Source organism: Thalassotalea agarivorans (assembly GCF_030295955.1).
In the GTDB taxonomy this organism is placed as follows: domain Bacteria; phylum Pseudomonadota; class Gammaproteobacteria; order Enterobacterales; family Alteromonadaceae; genus Thalassotalea_D; species Thalassotalea_D agarivorans.
Genome location: NZ_AP027363.1, coordinates 1,712,984 through 1,734,777, shown reverse-complemented (window position 1 = coordinate 1,734,777; position 21,794 = coordinate 1,712,984). Strand labels below are relative to the sequence as shown.

At 41.1% G+C, this 21,794-nt stretch carries 20 protein-coding genes; 19 read left to right on the top strand and 1 reads right to left on the bottom strand.

Annotated features, from left to right (window positions below; all coding sequences use genetic code 11):
- Positions 1-2 precede the first annotated feature (2 nt).
- From QUD85_RS08085 to QUD85_RS08005, 17 genes are all read left to right on the top strand, one after another.
- Entirely contained in the window at positions 3-389 is a 387-nt protein-coding gene (locus QUD85_RS08085) for a hypothetical protein (RefSeq protein WP_286218277.1), read from the top strand.
- Entirely contained in the window at positions 373-786 is a 414-nt protein-coding gene (locus QUD85_RS08080) for a GFA family protein (RefSeq protein ID WP_286218275.1), read from the top strand. The genes QUD85_RS08085 and QUD85_RS08080 overlap by 17 nt, the downstream gene beginning before the upstream one ends.
- Positions 787-794: 8 nt before the next feature.
- Positions 795-1,334: a DUF924 family protein gene (locus tag QUD85_RS08075; RefSeq protein ID WP_093329662.1), complete on the top strand. Its 540-nt coding sequence runs from the start codon at positions 795-797 to the stop codon at positions 1,332-1,334.
- A gap of 23 nt (positions 1,335-1,357) precedes the next feature.
- Positions 1,358-2,272, top strand: coding sequence for an AAA family ATPase (locus QUD85_RS08070; protein WP_093329663.1), 915 nt, complete (start codon positions 1,358-1,360; stop codon positions 2,270-2,272).
- 2 nt (positions 2,273-2,274) lie between these two features.
- Positions 2,275-3,231: a DUF58 domain-containing protein gene (locus QUD85_RS08065; protein ID WP_093329665.1), complete on the top strand. Its 957-nt coding sequence runs from the start codon at positions 2,275-2,277 to the stop codon at positions 3,229-3,231.
- The gene (locus tag QUD85_RS08060; RefSeq protein ID WP_093329666.1) at positions 3,231-5,255 is read left to right on the top strand and encodes a transglutaminase TgpA family protein; all 2,025 of its coding nucleotides are present in this window, start codon (positions 3,231-3,233) and stop codon (positions 5,253-5,255) included. The genes QUD85_RS08065 and QUD85_RS08060 overlap by 1 nt, the downstream gene beginning before the upstream one ends.
- A gap of 62 nt (positions 5,256-5,317) precedes the next feature.
- Positions 5,318-5,647, top strand: a complete 330-nt coding sequence (locus QUD85_RS08055) for a hypothetical protein (RefSeq protein ID WP_093329667.1) — start codon at positions 5,318-5,320, stop codon at positions 5,645-5,647.
- Positions 5,648-5,720: 73 nt separating this feature from the next.
- On the top strand, positions 5,721-9,062 hold the full coding sequence (recC, locus tag QUD85_RS08050; protein ID WP_281241762.1) for an exodeoxyribonuclease V subunit gamma: 3,342 nt from the start codon (positions 5,721-5,723) through the stop codon (positions 9,060-9,062).
- A 2-nt stretch (positions 9,063-9,064) separates the two neighbouring features.
- A complete protein-coding gene (gene recB, locus QUD85_RS08045) occupies positions 9,065-12,547 on the top strand; it encodes an exodeoxyribonuclease V subunit beta (protein WP_093329670.1) in 3,483 nt (1,160 codons plus the stop codon).
- A complete protein-coding gene (gene recD / locus QUD85_RS08040; protein WP_093329672.1) occupies positions 12,540-14,405 on the top strand; it encodes an exodeoxyribonuclease V subunit alpha in 1,866 nt (621 codons plus the stop codon). The genes recB and recD overlap by 8 nt, the downstream gene beginning before the upstream one ends.
- A gap of 11 nt (positions 14,406-14,416) precedes the next feature.
- A complete protein-coding gene (locus QUD85_RS08035) occupies positions 14,417-14,941 on the top strand; it encodes a DUF3087 family protein (protein WP_093329673.1) in 525 nt (174 codons plus the stop codon).
- Between the two features lie 940 nt (positions 14,942-15,881).
- On the top strand, positions 15,882-16,196 hold the full coding sequence (locus QUD85_RS08030) for a hypothetical protein (RefSeq protein ID WP_093329676.1): 315 nt from the start codon (positions 15,882-15,884) through the stop codon (positions 16,194-16,196).
- 88 nt (positions 16,197-16,284) lie between these two features.
- Positions 16,285-16,428 (top strand): hypothetical protein, encoded by a 144-nt coding sequence (locus QUD85_RS08025; RefSeq protein ID WP_177168894.1) that lies wholly within the window; start codon positions 16,285-16,287, stop codon positions 16,426-16,428.
- Positions 16,429-16,544: 116 nt separating this feature from the next.
- Complete coding sequence (locus QUD85_RS08020; protein ID WP_093329677.1) at positions 16,545-17,516, top strand: transposase; 972 nt, start codon at positions 16,545-16,547, stop codon at positions 17,514-17,516.
- A 357-nt stretch (positions 17,517-17,873) separates the two neighbouring features.
- Positions 17,874-18,365, top strand: coding sequence for a hypothetical protein (locus QUD85_RS08015; RefSeq protein ID WP_093329679.1), 492 nt, complete (start codon positions 17,874-17,876; stop codon positions 18,363-18,365).
- A gap of 63 nt (positions 18,366-18,428) precedes the next feature.
- Positions 18,429-18,821, top strand: a complete 393-nt coding sequence (locus QUD85_RS08010) for a hypothetical protein (protein ID WP_093329680.1) — start codon at positions 18,429-18,431, stop codon at positions 18,819-18,821.
- Positions 18,822-18,916: 95 nt separating this feature from the next.
- The gene (locus tag QUD85_RS08005; RefSeq protein ID WP_093329682.1) at positions 18,917-19,336 is read left to right on the top strand and encodes a GFA family protein; all 420 of its coding nucleotides are present in this window, start codon (positions 18,917-18,919) and stop codon (positions 19,334-19,336) included.
- 6 nt (positions 19,337-19,342) lie between these two features.
- On the opposite strand, the gene QUD85_RS08000 is transcribed toward QUD85_RS08005, so the two are convergent.
- Complete coding sequence (locus QUD85_RS08000; RefSeq protein WP_093329820.1) at positions 19,343-20,143, bottom strand: crotonase/enoyl-CoA hydratase family protein; 801 nt, start codon at positions 20,141-20,143, stop codon at positions 19,343-19,345.
- A gap of 83 nt (positions 20,144-20,226) precedes the next feature.
- Here QUD85_RS08000 and QUD85_RS07995 point away from each other — a divergent pair, with 83 nt between their 5' ends.
- Together QUD85_RS07995 and QUD85_RS07990 are read left to right on the top strand one after the other, a co-directional pair.
- The gene (locus QUD85_RS07995) at positions 20,227-21,240 is read left to right on the top strand and encodes an isoaspartyl peptidase/L-asparaginase family protein (RefSeq protein ID WP_093329683.1); all 1,014 of its coding nucleotides are present in this window, start codon (positions 20,227-20,229) and stop codon (positions 21,238-21,240) included.
- A gap of 90 nt (positions 21,241-21,330) precedes the next feature.
- On the top strand, positions 21,331-21,747 hold the full coding sequence (locus QUD85_RS07990; protein WP_093329685.1) for a CBS domain-containing protein: 417 nt from the start codon (positions 21,331-21,333) through the stop codon (positions 21,745-21,747).
- Positions 21,748-21,794: the final 47 nt, after the last annotated feature.

The following is a 21,794-nucleotide window of genomic DNA, read 5'->3' as shown; positions in this document are numbered from 1 at the left end:
CAATGCCAAAGCAATCGTTAAATGGCTATAAAGTGTATGGCATTGTCGCCGAAGACAAAGCGCTATCATGTGATACGTTTATTGAGCAATGGTCACACATTGAAAAACGCGCAGATACGCTAGGTTTTGTTATTTTTCATCAAGGTGCTCAATCAAACTATTTGGTACTTTGTGAGTGGGGCAATGACAACGAGCTATTTACTCGCGTTTTTGTGCAATCAGCACAAGGCTGGATAGAAGACAGCAACCTTTATTCGTTTTGCGTTTACGATATGACTGTAATGCACGCTGAACGTGAATTATACATTCGGTATATATATACAGATAACCCTGACACAGAAGCCTATCTGAGCTCATATTATGAGGGACACAATGCGCATCAGCGGTAGTTGCCTATGTCAAAAGGTGAACTTTGCTGTTGAAACAGAGCAGGTCACGCCGCTTGTAGCGCATTGTCATTGTCGCATGTGTCAGAAGTTTCACGGCAGCGCTTTTTCAACCTTTATCGAAGTTAAGTTACAAGGGTTTCATTTAAACGGCAAAGCGCATTTAACGCATTATGTCAGCGATAATGGCGCTAAACGATCTTTTTGTAATAGTTGTGGTAGTAGCTTGTTTTTTGAGTCAGTCTATAATCGCGCAGACCAAACCATAGAAGTAGCGCTTGCGGCACTTGATTCTGGCCAGCACTTGTTTAAACCAAATGCGAATATTTATGTATCTTCTCAAGTCACTTGGCTGCATGATATTCATGAATTACCTCATTTTCCAAACTACAGGCAGTGAACAAATACATGCAATATGAAAAAGTGATCGCGTTTTGGTTTGACACGTTAAAACCTAATCAATGGTTTGCAAAAAGCGATACCCTAGATAAAGAAATTACGGCGACTTTTAGCCAAACTCACGCATACGTTGTCGCTGGCGAAAGTGAGCAATGGCGGCAACATGCACTCGGGGCACTAGCTGAAATCATTGTTTTAGATCAGTTTTCTCGCAATATCTTTCGCGATAGACCCGCCGCATTTGCTTATGACGGACAAGCGCTAGTGTTAGCGCAAAGAGCGATAGAATTAGGGCTAGATCAGCAGTTAACGCCACCACAAAAAAGTTTTATGTACATGCCTTTTATGCACAGTGAATCTTTGGCGATACATAAAATAGCGGAAACTTTGTTTGCGCAACCCGGTCTAGAACATAACTTAGCGTTTGAACTAAAACATAAGGTTATTATTGAACAGTTTGGGCGTTACCCCCACAGAAATAACATACTCTCAAGAGAGTCGACGGCAGAAGAGCGCGCATTTTTAGCACAACCAGGTTCTTCTTTTTAACATCACCGAAAAGTAGTAGTGATATGGACAACAATATTAATAATATACTCGCACAAATTAACCGATACGTTCTTGGCAAAGAAAAACAAGTGAAATTGGCTTTAGCCTGTATGTTGGCTAAAGGGCACTTATTGCTTGAAGACCTACCAGGAATGGGTAAAACGACCTTAGCGCATACCTTAGCGGATACGCTAGGGCTTAGTTATCAGCGTGTTCAATTTACCAGTGATATGTTACCCGCTGACATCACCGGCATTAACGTTTTTGACAATCAAAAACAGGCGTTTAGCCTACATAAGGGTCCAATATTCAATCAACTTATTCTAGCTGATGAGATCAACCGAGCCAGTCCGAAGACACAAAGTGCGCTGTTGGAGTCTATGGAAGAAGGACAAGTGAGTATTGATGGCAAAACCTACACCTTGCCTGATCCGTTTTTTGTAATCGCTACACAAAATCCGCAACACCACCTAGGCACATACCCGTTACCTGAATCACAAATGGACCGTTTTACCATGCGGTTGAGCTTAGGCTTTCCAACCAAAGATGCCGAAAAGATGATCCTTAATGGTCAAAATAAACGCGTTCAACACCAAGCTTTGCCGCCACAAATAGATGCGGAGCAATTATTGTCGCTACAAGCTTTAGTGCGTGAGGTAACGGTTTCTGACAGCTTGCTTGATTATGTTATTGCACTAGGCAGTGCAACGCGTGAGCAGTCTAAATTTAATGCATTGTCGCCTCGTGCCTTGCAAGCACTTGTAGCATCGAGCAAAGCGTGGGCATTTATTCATGGGCGTGATTACGCACTTCCAGAAGACGTACAAGCGGTATTTGTACCTGTATGTCAGCATCGCATGGACAGCCAGTCATTAGGCGAGCATGAACAGTCCTATGCGCTGCAGGTATTAAAAAGTGTTGACCCGTCGGCGAGCTAATTATGCTGACCTCATTAAAGAAAACAATTGATGGTCGTTTCGAATCCTGGTTAAAGCGCAGGGTACCGCAGTCCAGTCGTCATCAATTGTCGAGTAAGAACATTTTTATTTTCCCAAGTGGCTTTGGTTTTAGTTACTTAGCATTAGTGATCTTGATTTTTTTACTCGGCACCAATTACCAAAACAATATTATTGTGTTGTTTTCTTACCTAATGTTGAGTCTTTTTTTAACCTGCATGTTTGCAACGTTTAACAATATGGCAAAATTGTCACTTGAATTTGTTAATGCGCCGCTATTAGAAGCAAATAAAAAAGGTAATGTTACCTTTAAGGCGTTGTCAGCAAACGCTAAACAGGGCATTCGCGCAAGTTTTAGAGAACAATCTCAAAGTATTGCCTTTGATTTGCATGACCAAGAACACACGACAATAGAGATCCCAGTAGAAGTAAATGAGCGCGGGGAACATATTGCACAGCGGGTAAAGTTGTACTCCCGGTATCCTTTAGGCTTGTTTAACTGTTGGAGCTATTTAGCTTACCCCATTCAACTCATTGTTTTTCCAGAGCCAATAGAGCCGAGCATGGCAAATTTTTCCAATAGTTTGGAAGAAGCCGAGCAGGGTAAAGGCCGGCAAGTAAAACAAAGTGATGAGTTTTATCAGTTTAAAGCCTATGAACAAGGCATGCCGCTTACACATGTTGCTTGGAAGCAAGTGGCTAAAGGCGGAGATTGGCAAGTAAGAGAAAACCAATCATTATCTGGTAATGACGATTGGATTACGTTGGATAGTGTCGAAGCAGGGCACATTGAAGCTAAGCTGGCCAAAATGACCTATTTAGTGATTGATAAAACGCGGAAGGGACACGCTTTTGGCTTTCGTTTAGGCGAAACAATCTTGGCGGTGCAATCAGGCGAGCAGCACCTACAGGCGTGCTTAACGGCTATTGCGAGGTATTAATGATGGCCGATCGACTATTACTCGTTAATGTAAAACAAAAGCAATGGTTAGTGTTGGTAGCGCTAGCCAATATTTTGTTGGTTTTGCCGCAAATCCATTGGTCTATATTGCTACTTACCATCACTATTGTAAGCTATCAGTTTTACGGCACATTACATGCATTTTCGAAGCAAGCGCGCGTTAATAAACTGTTTTCCTGGTTGGCCATCATACTTATTATTGCTACGGGCTATCAGCAGGGCATTCTGATATCCATGGTGCAATTGTTAACCTGTGCTTACTGTTTAAAATTAGGGGAGCTCAACAAAAACAAAGATTTATATCAGTTTTTACTGCTTGGTTTTTTTGTGCTTGCTGCCTGCTTTATTTTTTATCAATCACTTTGGATCTTTGGATTAACACTACTGTTGTTTGTGTTAAACACAACCATAGTTACGGTGGCGCTGTATCGCACCGAATCCTTTATTACCGTGTTGAAAAAGCATGGACGTTTATTTGCCTACAGTTTACCGCTCGCGTTTGCTTTATTCTTTCTATTTCCCAAGTTATCTCCGTTTTGGCAGGTGCCACTAGCAAAATCCGCAAAAACAGGCTTGTCTGACTCGGTAAAAGTAGGTGATATAGCAAATTTAGCTTTGTCGAATGAACTAGCTTTTAGGGTTGAGTTTAAAACGCCGCCAGCGTCACAACAGCCACTTTATTGGCGCGCGATGACGCTTGATCAATTTGATGGTAGCAGTTGGCGCAAGGAAAGTGCTAGGCGAAAAATGCAAACGGTACGGCAACCTTCAATTACTTGGTCACAGCTACCGCCAGTTGAATATCAGGTTATCGCACAGCCTAGCTTTCAAACGTGGTTATTTTCACTTGATTACCCAAATATTTTTACCCAATCTGCACAAGTTAAGGTACTTAGCGACGCTAGTGTGAGAGCAACAAAGCCAATTGTGCAGCGGGTAAGTTATGGTGTGGCAAGTGATATTGGTGCTAAGCTCGATGTTAACCTTTCAGAGCGAGCACGTGCCAAGTATTTGGCACTGCCACAAGCTAGTGACATTAACCCGAGATTACGTCAACTAGGACAAGAATTATCGCAGCGCTATACTCAACCGATGGCTAAAGTTGAATGGCTACAACAGCATTTTTCTAGCAATGATTACTTTTACACGCTAACGCCGCAAACTCTTGCCAATAACAGCTTAGATCAATTCTACTTTGAGACAAAAGAAGGTTTTTGTGAACATTACGCGTCTACGTTTACCTTTATTATGCGCGCTGCCGGTGTGCCAGCCCGCCTTGTTACTGGTTACTTAGGCGCAGAGCTCAATGAACAAGGTCAGTTTTATCGCGTACTGCAACGTGATGCACACGCTTGGTCAGAAATATGGATAGAAGGGCAAGGTTGGCAGCGCGTCGACCCTACAGGTTTCGTAGCGCCAGAGCGCGTATTATCCGGTTTTAGTGAGCAACTTACCTCAGAGCAAAACAACTTAAACAATGATTTTCTTGCACAGTGGGGTGTTTCTGATGCCTTGGTGTTTTTAAAACTGAAGCACTTTTTTGAATCGCTTGATTATCAATGGTCTAAATGGGTGGTGAGTTTTGACAATAAACGACAAAACAACCTATTGCAGGGATTTATGAATGCTTTGTCTAGTTGGCAAACCTATTTATATGTCTTGGTGGTAGTGTTGTTCGTGATATTGTCTGTCTTTTTGTGGCGATTGTACGACAAACGTACGCGATTTGTAGCGAAATCCAAGGAAGATGTTAGGTTTGAACAACTGCAAGATCTGCTCGCTAAACATGGCGATAGCAAAGAAACATCACAAACAGTAAGTGCGTTTTGCGCTCATATTGCGCAGCGGTATCCGCCGTTGGCAGAATCTGTTACTACCTTTGCATCTCATTATAACCAATTGAAATATAGAGATTTATCAGAAAGTCGGCAAAAGGATGTAGAGCGTGAACTAGAGGCTAATTTTAACAAATTAAAACAAAGTATTGGCGCTGTTAGTAGTTGAATTTAACTTAAAATTTGCTAGCCTTAAGGGTAGACGAAGTTGTATTGCAAGGAGCAATGTTTATGTCGCCGTATCCCATTGAGTCAAAACACCACTATGACATGGAAAAGTTTGTAGCGGTGGTAGGTTATTTAACGATATTTGGTTGGTTAATCGCCGTGCTTGTGCATGGTAACAACCGAAGCGAGTTCGCTCGTTTTCATTTACGCCAATCGCTAGGGCTCATTCTTACCTCTTTAATCTGTTGCTTTATACCGCTTGTCGGCTGGATTTTAATGATCCCTGTGTTTGTCATGTGGTTAGTGGCTATCTTTCACACCTTAAATGGCCAACAAGTGCTAACACCGCTATTGGGCGAGTTTTTTCAAGAACATCTAGATTTTATTCGCTAAAGGTTATTTTTCGATAGAGTCTGAGAAACGTTTAGGATAAATTATTAAAAAATAATAAAGGACGAGCGTTTCTTTGATTCACTTATATCCGGCTAACAAAATGGAAAACTTGTTAGCACTGTACAACAAGATACACCAAGTTTCTCCACTGAGTGTCTTTGATAAAGAAACCATAATTGTACAAAACCAAGGCATGCAGCATTGGTTGAGTATGTCTATTGCCAATAGCCGTGGTATTGCGATGAATACTGGTTACGCGTTACCGGCGCAATTCCTCTGGAAGCTAGTAAGAACAATGGTTGGCGAAGAAAACATGGCTGACCCAGTGTTATTCTCTCGAGATGTGCTTGGCTGGCGTATTTATCAACTTTTTGGCGAAAAAAGCGTTAAATCTGATCCTGCGTTTGCACCTATTTTCTCTTATATCGGCGCTGTAGAAGATCCGCTAAAGCGTTTTCAACTAGCGCGTCAACTTGCCGATTTATTTGAGCAGTATCTGGTGTTCAGGCCACAGTGGATACATCAGTGGCAAGCACAAAATTTTACTTTTGATGAAGCACAACCTCCTCAAATACAAGATGCCTTTACCTGGCAAGGAAAACTTTGGTATCTGTTAACTAAAGATCAAAACTATGACCCGATCGCCTTAATTAAACTGGCAATAGAAAATTTAGAACAATATCAGCATAAACTCCCTAAGCGGATTGCTTTTTTTGGTATTAATGCGATGGCACCCATGTGGCTAGAGCTGGTTAATGCTGTCAGCGATTATACTCAAGTACATTTCTTTCACTTAAACCCATGTTTTGACTATTGGGGCGATATTCAAAGTGAGAAACAAGCGCTCAGTAAGCTCTCTGCGTGGACCGATGAATCAGCATTAGCGTTAGATATAGGTAATCCTTTACTTGCTAACTTAGGACAACAAGGCAAAGAATTCTTAGCGTTGTTGCAACAATATTCAACGTTAGATATCAGTGCTTACGAACAAATAGAAGAAGGCGAAAGATCACCTCTTAATGCGTTACAACAGGTGAACCAAGATATTTTGAGTTTACAAGACGGGCGATTGTCACCACAAAGTTTGGTCGATGACTCTATTATCATAACCTCAGCCCATAACGCTCTGCGCGAAATACAAGGGCTACATGATTGGTTATTGCATCAGTTTAATCAAGACAGTTCATTGACGCCAAAAGACGTGTTAGTGATGTGTCCGCAAATAGAAGCCTATGCGCCATACATTAATGCCGTGTTTGCACGTGGTTGGCAAGATTTAGACGCGGCGCTGCCGCCACTGCCATGTTCTATTGCCGATAGAACGTCAAAAGCCTCTGATGCAGTGGTTATTGGCTTTAATCAATTAATATCCTTGCCTGATAACCGATTTAAGGTTAACGACATCATAGCGCTATTAAGGCTGCAACCAATCCAACAAAAGTTTGGCCTAAATGAAGAGGAAATAGATAAGTTAAGCCTGTGGCTTGAACAAGTGAACGTACATTGGGGCTTAGATCAGCAGCATAAAGCGACCGTGCTATCTGCAAAAGAAGCAAGTAACCAATACAGTTGGCAACAAGGTTTATCAAGGCTATTACAAGGTTTTGCATACAGTGACAGCGAAGCAATAGTAGATGATTTGTTTTTATCCGCTGCCGTCGAGGGTACCGACGCGTTGCTCCTTGGTAAGCTATGCTGGTTTATTGAAGAATTACAGCAATTTCAATACACGCTATCGACGCCTCGAACCTTGCTAGAATGGAAAGCTTATTTTACCACCTTAATTGACGCGTTTTTTGCGCAAGATGACGAACAAACGCTTGTTTTACAAACAGTATTGGAAAACTTAGGCGAGCATGCCACACAGTCACAAGCGGATATGCCTGTGATACTGAATGTTGTCAAAGCGTATCTAGACTTGTCGTTTAATCAACCGGATCCCGGCAGGCAGTTCATGGTTGGGCAAGTCACCTTTTGTTCGATGATCCCAATGCGCAGTATTCCATTTAAGGTGATAGCTATTTTGGGCTTAAATGATGGTGAGTTTCCCCGGCAAACGATCGCTAGTAGTTTCGACTTAATGGCGCAAACAACAGCGAAAATGGGCGATAGAAGCAGGCGCGGAGATGATAGATACCTGTTTCTAGAAGCGATTATTTCTGCGCGTAAAAACCTGTATTTAAGTTATCAAGGCAGAAACATTAAAAACAATAAAGTAAAACAGCCTTCCTTAGTGTTAACCGAGTTTGTCCATTACTTAGAAAAAGCGTTTGGTTATGAGTTTAAAGATGGCCAAGGAGCTGATGTTAGGCAGATGCCAATGCAGCCATACAGAGAGAGTAATTATCAAGGGCGTTATCCTTCCTTTGATGGTAAATGGCATGACATGCTAGGCCGCAGCCATCAGCAAACCGATAATGCGCTGCATGTAACACCGAGCGTAGAAGCGAATGAAATATCACTAACGTTGGAGCAACTTGCCGCTTTCTTTCAGCATCCAGCGAAGTCTTTTGCTAAACAAAACTTAGGGCTGTCATTAGAGCAAACAAGTGTCATGCTTGAGGATAACGAACCCTTTGCGGTTGATTTTTTAGCAGGCTATCAACTTCGAGAGGCATTTGTTTCAGCGCTAACGCAGCAACAGGTTGACGACAGGCAGGTGCTGTTAGACACATTATCTGAGCAAATGAAATTAGAAGGTGACTTACCTGATTTGCCAACCACCGAGGTGCTTATTGCGCAATACAAAGAGCAAAGCTGTGAGTTTGCAGACTTTATTAAACAATATACCGACAATATTGAGCATATTGCGCTGTCTGTGCCTGTTAAGGTGCCGTTTAATGGCGCAAGTATAACCGTAACCTTGCAGGCTAACATTATGCTAGCTGAACAGCGTGTGTATCATTTTCGCACTTCATCACCTAAAGGAAAGGATAAGTTTCTGTTGTTAATGGCGCTACTGTGTGTAAAAGCGGCGCAGCAAAACCCGCAACAAACGGAAGGTGTATCTAGCACCATTAAAGACGTAACCTCTGCAATAGGGCATTACTTCAACAGCCAAAACAAGAAAATCGACACCCTAACCATATCTGATGAAATTACCGATGCTATTGCCATGCTGCAGCACTTTGTTGCTTTGTACCTAGCAGGTTTAACAAGGCTTCAAATGACCAGTTTACCGCTTGTGGATGATTATTTTACGAGGCGGACGAGAGATGCAGAAAACTTGTCAAAATTTTGGCATAAAGATGCCATAGGTTCGCCAGAGCACGATCCGTACTGGCAATACTTTTTTAAAGGGCAGGATATCGATTGGCAAGCATTAGAATTAGACGTAATAAAACATTTTGAATGCATGTATCACTTAGTCAAAAAAGAAAAGGCGGTAAGCCTTGATGCTAAGGCGGGGGCTTAAACATGGAATTGTTAAATGCAGCAAGTATACCGTTAGAAAAAATACATCTTATCGAAGCCAGTGCAGGTACTGGCAAAACGTACAATATTACGCGCATTTACTTACGTCTGTTGTTAGAAAAGCAGCTTGATGTTGAGCAAATATTGGTGATGACCTTCACTAAAGACGCCACCGAAGAAATTAAAGGCCGTATTGATGGCTTCTTGCGAGAAAGCATCGAACAATGGGACACTTGGATAGAGAGCGATGATAAATATAAAGTGTTGTTGGCCCAGCGAATAGATGCCAACTCAGCAAAATTGTTATTGCAAAAGGCGCTAGTTAATTTAGATCAAGCCAGTATCTACACCATTCATGGTTTCTGCAAACGGGTGTTAACAGAGCATGCATTTGCAAGTGGGTTATTGTTTGATGCCAACATGGAAAGTGATGATCGCGACGTAGCCATACAAGCGGTTGAAGACCGTTATCGCTTGTTTGCTAAACAAGACAAGCAAGGTTTTGTCGCGCTTAGTGAATTTTGGCCGACGCCAGATAAATTCTTAGCGCAATTTGCTAACGCGATTTATAGCGATAAAGCATTGTCTGTTGTTGATAAACAAGCCTTTGTTGATGCCATAAGCCATAAAGCAAATGGCGTACTTCAGGCAATTGATTCAGAGCTTGATCTGATCACCAGAGAATTAATTGATAAAAAGTCAGGCAAAGACAAAGAAAAACGAATTGAAGAGCTAGCGCAGTTGAAAACAGAGCTAAACGCTATTGTTCAAACACCCGAGGATGCGTTAAAAGTTACTTCAAAATTTGGCAGTGGAACTCGATTTAGCCGTTCGCAGCATAAAGATACGTTTAAAGCGGTTTTTGAGCCTTTAAAAGACTTAGCTAAGCTACAAGACAAATTGCCAACCTGGTTGAGTAAAATCACGTCGTTCACAACGGCTAAAACACTGATTGAAGAGATAAGACTAAACATGGTTGAGCAAAAGCTTAAGCTTAACCAGTTGAGCTTTGACGATCTTATTCGTTCGCTTGCGAAGCAATTTGATGACAAAGACTTTAATCATGTGCTTGCTAGCACCTTGCGCTCACAGTTTCCTGTTGCTTTAGTAGATGAGTTTCAAGACACGGATCCTTTGCAATTTCAGATTCTAAAAGCGTTGTATTTAGGGCAACAAAATACTGCGATGTATTTGATTGGCGACCCAAAGCAAGCCATATATGGTTTTAGGGGTGGCGACATATTTACTTATCTAAAAGCGCGTACGGTATGTGATCATCAATGGGTGATGGATACAAACTATCGTTCAAGTCGTCATATGATCAACGGCTACAACCGTTTGTTTTGGGGAGCGCCTTTAAATGAACAAGCACGAGATGTGTTTGGTTATGATATCCCATATCCTCAGATTAAATCGCCAGATACTTCAACAAGTGAATTATCGGAACTAGGGCTATCGCAAGGGGCATTAAAGTTTGTCGCTTGTGAACTTGAAGAAGAAAGCACCGAAGGGCAAAAACTTGAGCAAATTGCGTTGTGGTGCGGCCAACTAGCGTCTGACATTCTTAGCAATGGCAAGGTTAAAGCAAAGCATATTGCTGTGTTAGTGCGTGATGGTAAAGAAGCTGATCTTATTAGCGAAAGCTTAAAGCGTTTTAATATTGGCGCGGTGTATTTAAGTAACCGCCAAGACTTGTTTCAATCTTCCCATGCTAAGGCGCTGTTGACCGTGTTAAAAGGCGTATTATTTGTCGAAAACGATCGCTATTTTAATGCAGCCTTAGCCTGTGAGTTTATTAACTATGACGCCGCTAAGCTTTCCCATGTGCAACATGATGAGCTTGCATGGCAGGAAATTAAATTACAATTTGCTGATTTGAGAAACCTTTGGCTTGAGCAAGGGTTTATTGCGATGGCGTTTAACCTTTTGCATCAACTGATTCGAGTGAAACAGTTTGAACAAGATAGGGCGCTCACCAATATCTTACATTTAATAGAAGTATTGCAGCATGCAAGTAACGAGCACAATACGCCGCAAGCTCTAGTGCAGTTTTTACATAGGTCGGTGCATGCGCCACAAACGAGCCAAGAAAATGAACTACGTCTAGAGAGCGAAGACAATTTAGTTAAAATCATCACGCAACATGGCTCAAAAGGGCTAGAGTATCCTATTGTTTTTATTCCGTTTAGTTGCCGACATAAAAGCCCAATAAAATTTGGCACACAAGACATTACCACTTATGCCTATCACGATGACAAGTTAGCGCCACATTTAACCTTAGGCGCTAATGAGCAGATTAAAGAGTGGGTGGCACAAGAAGGTTACGCAGAAGCAATCCGTTTACTTTATGTTGCGATAACGCGCGCCGAACAGTGTTGTTATATCCCGGTGGCTGAGCTCAAAGATGCGCATTTATCTCCGCTGGGTAAAACCCTAGGAGCGTCAACACCAGAGGCATTAATCGCCAGTGTGAAAGCTTTGGCTGAAGAGATGCCGCAGGACATCAGTTTTATGCAGGCGCCTGCTGTGGCTATACCCGCGCCGCGTAGCACCGACGAAGAAAATACAGCTACCGTAATTAAATTACCAAGTTTTAACGCTAAGATAGAACGTGATTGGTGGCTTAGTTCATTTTCCGCGTTATCTCGCAATGTACGTAACCATGGTGTTTCATTGCCAGACAGAGACGCGCTATTAACGCTTGAAGATACAACCAACATCGCGCCAAAGCTTCGGTTTGATATTGCCAAGGGCGCTCATACCGGTAACTTACTGCATGATGTATTTGAACATGTTGATTTTACCCAACCACAATGGCCTCAAGCGATAGAAAAGCCACTAGCACGTTACGGCAAATTACCTAGCGCTTTTAGCGAAGTTGATTTAACAAAATGGTTTGACGATGTTATCGCGACCAAATTTACCTTACCTGGCGGTGAGAGCTTGTCTTTGGCCGAGCTGCCTTGGCATCAAACACTACGAGAAAGTGAGTTTTACTTCCCGATGCATCGCGCTAAAGGGCATACCTTAACCAATGTATTAAACGAACATAGAACCCAGTCGGTATTAGCGAGCTTGCCTAGCTTTCATTCATTAAAAGGGATGATGCATGGCTTTATCGACCTTATTTTTGAACATCAGGGTAAGTATTATGTGTGTGACTATAAGTCGACCCATTTAGGTAATGATTTTACGCATTATGCGCCACAAGCATTAGCCGACGATATCGCGCTACATAACTACGACCTGCAATATTTGATTTATAGCGTTGCGCTACATCGTTATTTGAAAACGACTTTGCCTAATTATCGTTATGAACAACATTTTGGCGGCGCATTCTACTTTTATCTTCGCGGCATGAGTACACAAGCACCTACAGATTCCGGCGTGTTTTATCGCGACATTGCCTATCGTCATATCGAGGCGTTAGATCGGTTATTTGAAGGTGAGTACACAGAAGAGCGACAAGGAGAGAAATATGTCTAATGTCAGTCTACCATTCTCTCAATATCGTCATTGTAAAGATGCGCTAGACGATGTTTCTGCCATTGCCTATTTTTTAGCAAAAGAAGTTGTGGCTAAGTATGCACTTAAGTATCAGTTGCAACAAAATGAAGCAACTACACTGTTTTACGTCACATTAGCCACAGTGCAGCATTTTGAGCAGGGACATAGCTGTTTACCCATAAACATATTAAAAACCTTAACCTTTGGGCGCGTGCAGGACGATACATACACCTTAGTTTACGATATGTCTAAATGTGGCGGATTAGATAAGCTTGTTTCTTTGGTATGCCAAGGCGAAGATAGTTTAATCGTACACGATTATGATGCCTTGTATTTACGCAAAAATAGACAGTTTGAAGTTGAATTAAGTGAATACTTTAGTCAGCGTATGTATTCGCGCTTACCCGTCGATGTTAGCGCTGCAGGGCCATTAATTGCCAGCTTGTTTGACTACGATAACCAACATATTGATTGGCAGGTTGCAGCAGTCGCCAATACCTTAAACAAAGGGTTATCTGTTATCGCTGGCGGGCCTGGAACCGGAAAAACCTACACAGTGGCAAGGCTGCTAGCTGTTATTGCTGCTTTGCGTGAGAATGCGAACCTTAGCACTACCATATCGCTGGTGGCACCAACAGGAAAGGCCGCACAGCGGCTCAGTGAGTCTATTGCTGGCGCTAAAAAATCGTTAAGCAAACAAGTCACACGGACGGTGTTACAAACAATACCTGAAACCGCCAACACTATTCATCGCTTACTAGGCGTAATCCCCGGAAAACATCACTTTAAGAACGATAGTGAAAACAAGTTGGCGCTAGATGTATTGCTTGTAGACGAAGTCTCTATGGTTGATTTACCGCTAATGACCCGCCTTTTCAGAGCATTACCAGAGCATTGCCAGGTGATTTTGCTAGGAGATGCAGATCAATTGCCGTCAGTTGCGGTAGGTAATGTATTAGCGGATATTGCGCAGCGGCCATTTAGTGGCTATAGCCAAGACAACCTTGCATACCTTGACCAATGCAAGGTGTTTGACGATGTTTCTGCGCTTATCAAAACAGGCAATCAAAACCATTTAACCTTTTTACAAAAAAGCCGACGTTTTGACGGCGAGGGCGGTATTGGCGTGCTAGCAAAAGCTGTCATTAGTAGTGATACAGAGCAAAGCTGGCAATGTTTGCAAGGTCAGCAACAAGACGTCTCCTTGCTATCTGGTGAGATTACAAGCTGGTTACCTAAACTCATCAATCGTTATTATAAGCCGTTAGCTCAAAGCGACACGATAGAAGCAGCGTTTGAAGCGCTGAAACAGTTCTCTATTTTAAGTGCCACTAATGAAGGTGAAACTGGCGTTAACGCCATCAATCAACTTGTAATACAAGCACTTTCGCCTGCATCGATAGATAATCAACAGCCATATTTTCATGGTATGCCGGTTATGATCCAAGAGAATAATCAAGCACTTGGGTTGTTTAATGGTGATATCGGTATTATTTGGCAGCGAGAGAATGGCAAATTGTATTGTGGTTTTGAAGACAGCCTAACCAACACCATAAAATGGTATGTAACGGCAAAATTACCGCAGAACAAACCCGTTTATGCGATGACCATACACAAATCACAAGGCAGTGAATTTAATCATGTGGTGATGGTGTTGCCCAATAATAATGATAGTAAATTATTGTCAAGAGAGTTATTGTATACAGCAATTACTCGCGCCAAGCAGCAAATCAGCGTTTATGCCGACCAAACCACTTGGCAGCATGCAGTAGGTAACAGGGTAGTGCGTTATTCTAATTTAGATAAACGACTGGCAACTTTACCTTTAAATGAGTGAAAAAATACACAATGAAACTTATTCAAATTAATAAAGATAACTATAAAAAAACGTTGAATAAGGCTGTCATCGGCTTTGTTATTTTGTTTGCCGTTTTATCGATAACATTTGGCACGATTCTCATCAATATCTTTGTAGATACCCCCATCACTGGCAGTGAAACGCCTAACAACTTTCGATTTAACTTACTTGGCGTGATTTTGGCGCTGTTATGTTGCGCTGCCATAGTCAGTAGCATTAAAAACAAACCGCTGTTTAGCGATTTGTTATACGTGTGGCAGTTGAAGCAGTTACAAAATCGTATTTATCGCCGACTTAAGAAGCTGCAAAAAGCGCAGAAAGAGAGCAATCTTGATGCGCTAACCATCTTACTGTTTTATTACGAGAGTTTGTCGCTGGTTTATAACCTTGATGATAATACCTTGACTATGTCGTCTGTTAGTAAGGATTTGGCTAAGGTTAAGGGTGATATTGAGCAGTTGAATGTTGAGATCAGTGTGGATGATTTTGATGTGGGGATGGTGGATAAGTTTTAAGTTGTTAGTGTACAAAAGCCTTGTGGCTTTTAACCTAATAATTCTTAATTAAAACGCAATAAAATCGAAGTTATACCTTATGAATACCAAAGTGAAAGAATCTTTAAAGTCTACAAAGTACTATATTCCTTGGTTCCTATCAGCAATAGCTATCATTGTTTTTTTTAAAGTTGCTTTATCGCCAGAAGAAATTGAGTTAATCGTGTTGCTTAAAAGGGTAACTATATCTATTTTGATCGTAGTACCTGCTTCGTTTATCTTCTTGTTTTTAGTCTTTTATTTCGATTTAGTAGATGTAAAAAAGAATTCAGAATAGCGAAGTATTAGGAAGTAATTAAATATACCCTCAGTAACTTTTTGAGATTCAGCTATGAGAAAGCGAATCGTAGAAATGCTTAAAACTTAATGATCTATGTTAAATATATCGCTCCTAAAGGAGTAATAGCCCAGGGGTGTAACGTGACACCCCTAGGGCATACCCCCACGCCCCAATTCGGTTTGACAACCCCGCTATTGTTTTTTGATGATGTCGACGTACCATCTCAATAGCACGTCCCTGTGCTATTTAACCTTGTTCTTAGTCCGTTAAGAACTTATACGTGATCATCAAAAAACACTATCGGCAACCCTCAATGGGGAATTGGTTATGTTGCACCTCTCGCTTTGAAAGTAGCCGAACAAATAAGTGTTCACTCGGTTAACAACTTTTTAACCTGTTGTTTTATAGTAGATTTATGTTTGATGATAGGTTTTAATAGGAAACTCGTTATATAGATTCTCATTTTCTATATTTGATCTCTTTTGTTTAGAAAATAAGAAAACAGAGAATATATGTAAATTAGTAAGTTATTGGGAATCGCTTTACACAACCACAATTTCATCGTGGGGTTTTAACAGGAATTCCCGATATTAAGCGTAAGCACCGCAGGGAGGCTAGAGAATGGAATCAAGTAAAGTTAATTGCCCAAACTGCAATCAGCCGTTTAATCCTTTTTTTATGTGGGCCAAGCAAGTTCGTCTCAACCGCTTTCAATGTGGAAATTGTGGTAGCTTTTCCGAGTTTAAAGGTGGCAAAGCTCCATTGTGGCTAAATCTATTAGCGTTTTTAGTTTTTCTCGCAATTGGGTGGTTGGGCATAAAGTTTACTGGGAGTTGGTTAGGCATGTTATTGCCAGCTTTTATTTTTCTTCCAGTAGGGTTTGGGGTTCATCTCTACTTTTGTAAAAACAAAAAAATAGTTGCGGTGACAAAGTAATGCTAACAAGCCGCTTAACAAAAACCCCAGTAAAAAAACGCTGGCTCAGACTCGCTATCTCTCGCCTGTTATATGTACATAATCCCGAATGAAGCAATTCTCAGTTGTTAAAATCATAGAACTTAACAAAGAGTTTACTCTCTCTGAAAGCGATTTAGGTACGAGAGCACCATTAGTTGGTGACGTTGGCACGATCGTCGATGTTTACGGTTCTGACTTTTACATTGAATAATTAAGACACCCAGCGTAACAGAAATAATTACAATAATTAAGACACCCACAGTAACTGGAAAAATCAAAAAGCTAATCTAGGCTTAAGTTGAGCAAGTAAATTCCAAGGAGGGAATGATGCCGACACCTAGAAGCAAACAAATCTGTTTGCAAGCCACGCCGTATTATCACTGTGTCAGTCGTTGCGTAAGACGCGCGTTTTTATGTGGTAAAGATAAAGTAACTAATACCTGTTATGAGCACAGACGAGGCTGGATAGAGCAGCGTTTGCTGTTTCTAGCCAACATCTTTTGTATTGATATTTGTGCCTATGCGGTAATGAGCAATCATGTGCATGTGGTATTGCATATAAACCATGACAAAGTAAAAAGTCTAACCGATAGTGAGGTTATCAATCGCTGGCATAAGGTGTGTAAAGGTACCTTGCTTACCCAGCAATTTGCTAAAGGCGATGATATTCATCAAAGCCTACTACCAACGCTAACATCCACTATAGAAATCTACAGACAACGCCTGTTCGATATTAGCTGGTTTATGCGTCTGTTAAACGAACCTATAGCAAGACAAGCCAATGCAGAAGATAACTGCACAGGCAGGTTTTGGGAAGGTCGCTTTACTAGCCAGGCGTTACTTGATGAAGCAGCACTAGCTGCTTGTATGGCCTATGTTGATTTAAATCCCGTTAGAGCGGGTATCGCTAAAACTCCCGAAAAATCAGCGCACACCAGTATAAAGCTTCGCGTTAAAGCCGCGATTAAAGGAGAGCAACCTAAAGCACTTATGCCTTTTGTGGGTAACCCCAGAAAAGACATGCCTAATGGTCTTCCATTTAAACTAGATGAGTACATACAGCTTGTTGATTTAACCGGTAGAGTGATTCGAGATGACAAAGCAGGTCATATAGAAAACACCTTACCGACTATCATCAACAGGTTAAACATATCTACCAATAGTTGGATTCGCCTAACCACCGAGTTTGAAAAACAATTTAAAGGCGCAGTCGGTCAAGAAGCATCAATAGAGCAGTTTAGTGAACTTCAACAAAGGCGACGACAGAATATAGGTAACAGTAAGCGCTTTTTTGGCTAGATAAGCAATTTACAGTGACACAAAGCATTATTAGCGCTAGCTAAGGCATTGTTATACCTTAATTAAACCCAAACACGTCAAATTCATCGCAAAGTAACCAAACATCATCAAAATGACCTTGAAAGTTTCATTTTTTCTTGTGGAGCTAAACCAACATTTGTGGCAATCTTTAAATCATTAAAACTATGGGTGGCTAAGTTAGTTCTATGAATAAGCAAGAAGTTAGCGATGAGTATAAACAAAGTATTCAGGAAACATTAAACCATGCATATCAGTTAAGATATGATGAATATTGCAAAGATTTTCCTCATAAAAACAGATGAATACAGTGTATAGGCAGGTCAAAGGAGATTGAAAATGAGGTTTTTGCTTTTACTGTTTCTACTAAACTTTGACGGAAACGAAACGATTAATAATGACTTCCCTTTAAATATATTAGTTCCGGCGAAATATAAATTAGTACAAGGCGGCTCAATAGAAGACAATGTTGTATATTTCGCATTAGTTTCTAGACATACAGATGGTCCATTAAAAGGACGGGTTGAAAATGTTATTGGTATCAGACAATTTTTAGAAGTTACATTGTTTGAAGATAAGCTAAAAAGTATGAAGAAACGTGAAAAGCTTGAATCAATTGTAAGAAACACGCATACGTGCTTTATCGACGTTACCATAATAGATAAGGGAGTTGATGTCGAATTGCCAACATACGACAGAATGCATGTAACAGTATTTGTAATAGTAGAAAATAATTTTTATGAAATTTCAGGAAGCCCTAAAGTGATTGTTGAATCGTTAGGTCTTCAATGTCTATCCGAATTAAAACAAAAATACAAACAACTAGAATAACTAAATTAGCCACCCATTGTAACCCAGGTGATACTAGTTGCTTCAAATCATGATTACCTATCTATGAATAAAGATACAAAAAGAGCATTAGATGATCTAATGCTTGACGAAAAATATCGAAATGTACCGGGTTGGATCTTCGTTGGTCTAATTTTGTTGGTTATTGGCTACGTTTCACTTGGTTCAATAGGAACAGATTCCCAAAAGGTAGTTGGAGAAGTCATCTCAACCCATACCAGAATGCATGATGAGGGCCATACCCTTTATATCATGGTTAAAATTCCCAACAGAACCTCTCTAGTAAAGGTAAAACTACCTACAAACCAACCGATTAAAAAAGACGCAAAGGTTGAGTTAAATCAGGTGGAAACGTTGTGGTTAGAAAAGCATCGCTACACATTTTCTAAGTATCTTGATTCAAAAAATAAGACACTCACCGAAACTAACAAAAATTGAAAATTCATTAGCCTGAACTAGGATTAGCGTAACTGGCTTGTTCCAACATTTAAGCAAGCCAAATAGTTGATGACTTTAGTTGAAGGGGTAGTTACTTGAACACTTATACAGGTAAATGTGATTGCGGTGAAATCACCTATGAATGCAGTGAAGAACCGATCAATTCAGTGTTTTGTTATTGTACGTCCTGTCAGCAAAGAACCAATTCAGACAAGTGGTTTGGTATTTGGGTACGTGAGCCAGCATTTTCATTTACTCAGGGAAAGCCCCTTACATTTGCTCGTAAAGGAAGTTCAGGAAAGAACATGGTGCATTATTTTTGTGGCAAATGTGGAAATACCGTAGCGGTCTTCTCAGAAGCTGGAAATTTTTACACGGTATCTGTTTCAACGCTAGAAGACAGTGAAAGGTTTTCGCCGCAAATGTCTATTTATGCGCGTTCTGCAGCGAAATGGGCAACGTTTCCTAAGGATGTGCCCATATTCGATACGATACCGCCTAGCATGGGCGGCTAAGGTTAATTACCAGTTTTGTCTTGGTTTATACGGCTTTTTCTGATCGGGTTTTCGTTGATTGTGGCTTTTAACAGTTTGGTTCTTACCAAACAGGACAAAGGTTTGATAATAGCTTTCTAGCCATAACGATTTTCTTGAAGAGCCTGTCCAACCTTTGCGGATTAGCTTTTTGTTAGCAGCGATAGCATCTGGGTTCATTTCTTTCAGCTGCTCAATAAGGGCAAGGGCAGTTTGCTCTGGCTGTTCAGAAACCTCATAAATCAATCCCATATCATGAGCTTTTGGTGCAGGGATGATATCTGCACTGAAGATATGCCATTTAGCCTGCGCTTGATTTAAATGCTTAAACACTAAGCTGCCACCCATATCAGGAATGATGCCCCATTTGCCTTCCATGATGCTAAATTCACTATCAGGATGGGCAATAACAAAATCTGCCCCTATGGCTATTTGTGTGCCGCCGCCATAGCAAACACCTTCAACAACGGCGAATACCGGCACAGGTAGCTTTTGCCAGCCAACACTGACACGTTGCGCCAGATTTGCATTGCCAGGGAGCCATTTAAACAAAAGTTTAAAAGCATTAAGCGGATTTAATGCTACTGATTTTACATCAAGACCAGAACAAAAATTATGTTCAGCACCTTGCAATATAACGGCGCGAATGGTGCGGTTTTTTCTTAATGACTTTTGACACTTATCAAGGGCATTAAACATCGCCATATCAAGTGCATTGAGTTTTTCTGGACGATTAAGTGTGACAAACGCAATGTCATCTTTTATGGTAAGTTTTATTCTATCTTGCATAAGGTCATAATTTTTAGTGGTTTGACCAGTAAGATAACAAACCAAACCCATAGTTTAAAGCGTAAAAACAAAAAGAGTTGTAGATGATAAAAACGTTAGCCGCAATTGCATTAACGCTGAGCTTTGTTTCAGCCGCCAACGATAAACCTATTGCCATTGCCATTCATGGCGGTGCTGGCACGATATCTAAGGCAAAGATGACACCAGAAGTTCAGGCGCAATATGAAGCAAAGCTCGCACAGGCCGTTGATAGAGGCTATGCCTTGTTAGCCGAGGGAAAATCAAGTGAAGAGGCAGTGATTGCTACTATCCAAATTCTTGAAGATTCTCCACTGTTTAATGCCGGTGTAGGTTCGGTATATACCTACGATGAAACCCACGAGCTAGACGCGTCCGTTATGGACGGTAAAACACTTAATGCAGGCGCGGTTGCTGGTGTAAAAACCGTAAAAAGCCCTATAGCGCTAGCAAGTGAAATTATGCATAACTCTGTTCATGTCATGTTAAGTGGCGATGGCGCAGCGCAGTTTGCAAAAGAGCAGGGGCTTGAGATGGTGGATAACAGTCATTTTAATACTCAGCGCCGTTTGGATTCTTTAAAACGCGCGAAACAAAAGTTAGGTAAGGTATCAACTCAGGAAGATTATATTGTTGCCCACGAACAATTAGCACCAGCTTTTAAAATGGGTACAGTGGGCGCGGTAGCTTTAGATAGCGATGGTAACCTCTACGCTGGCACCTCAACCGGCGGTATGACGGCTAAGCGCTATGGCCGCATAGGCGATGCCCCAATTATTGGTGCCGGCACTTATGCTAACAATGAAAGCTGCGCGGTTTCAGCCACCGGTCACGGTGAATATTTTATCCGTTACCATGTCGCCGCAGATATCTGTGCACGTGTGCAATACCAACAAAAAAGCGTGGAGCAAGCAGGTAGCGAAGTAATATTTGGACCAATGTTTAAAGCGGGTGGCACCGGTGGTGTGATCATTGTAGATGCTAAGGGCAATATAGCGATGCCATTTAATACATCAGGCATGTATCGCGCCAGTAAAAGCAATGTGCAACCGCGCTACGTTGCTATTTTTAAAGAATAATGCGTTAACAAACAATTTTTTATGCGGTTATTTTTCCATTTAGGCTAAAACCGTCTACATTTAAAGAAAAGGTAAGTTAGGGAACATTATATGGAATCAATTCAGGTAAAAGACTATTTAAATCAATACCCTGTAACCTTTACACCAGAAATGGGTGTAGCGGAGGCATCGTTGCGATTTTTAAAAACAAAACAAATTGGTGGTCCTGTTATCGACAGTGACAACAAACTCGTTGGCTTTTTATCTGAAAGTGATGTGTTAAAGGCAATGTTAGCCACGATATATCACAATGAACATACGGCAACTGTAGCCGATGTAATGTTTAGCGAAGCGCTGTCTGTGAAACCCTATGACTCGATTGTTGAACTGGCGCAATCTATGTTGGAAAACAAACCAAAAGTTTATCCTGTTGTGGATGATGCTGGTTTGTTGGTCGGCACGATATCGCGAAATGACGTGTTAATGGCAATAGATAAACATATGAGACAAAACAATTTTCAGCCATAAAGGTGCGTTTTGTATGAACGAAAGGCGCGCAAGCGCCTTTTTTTATG